This is a genomic window from Pseudomonas sp. PDM16, assembly GCF_014851865.1.
Taxonomy (GTDB): domain Bacteria; phylum Pseudomonadota; class Gammaproteobacteria; order Pseudomonadales; family Pseudomonadaceae; genus Aquipseudomonas.
On record NZ_JACVAM010000035.1, the window covers coordinates 1 to 395 of the forward strand.

Consider the following 395-nt stretch of genomic DNA (forward strand, 5'->3'; position numbering starts at 1 on the left):
TAACGATTAAGCTAACGGGCAGGCAAAAGCGCAGCTTTTGACTGTCCAGCGAACGAAGTGAGCGATAGTTGAGCGCATTGTTAGAGGCCTTCCTCGATCTTGTGACGATTCATAACTTGATGGACAGAAAAGCCAAGGCTGAGAGCTGCCAGCGTTAGAGCGAGGTAGCTGATAGCTGGACCATAAAGTATGAAGCAACCTGCGGAAACTATGATCAACGCCAATGCTGAGAGCTTAACTTGTCCCACTAGAGAGCCTTTGAGCCCCGTTGCTATGTATGTAATGGCAAGGGGGAGGCACAGGATGAAAATATAGCCCGCAAAGGTGAGGATCATTGCCTTGGGCTCTGAAAATCCGTTCTCGAAGTAGACGCTCATCCTTGGCTGCCTCTAACG

At 49.6% G+C, this 395-nt stretch carries 1 protein-coding gene; it reads right to left on the bottom strand.

Going from position 1 to position 395, the window contains the following annotated elements:
* Positions 1 to 80: 80 nt before the first annotated feature.
* Positions 81 to 377 carry a hypothetical protein gene (locus IB234_RS23835; protein ID WP_192322331.1) on the bottom strand — a complete coding sequence of 99 codons (297 nt, stop codon included), beginning with the start codon at positions 375 to 377 and terminating at the stop codon, positions 81 to 83.
* Between the last annotated feature and the right edge of the window lie 18 nt (positions 378 to 395).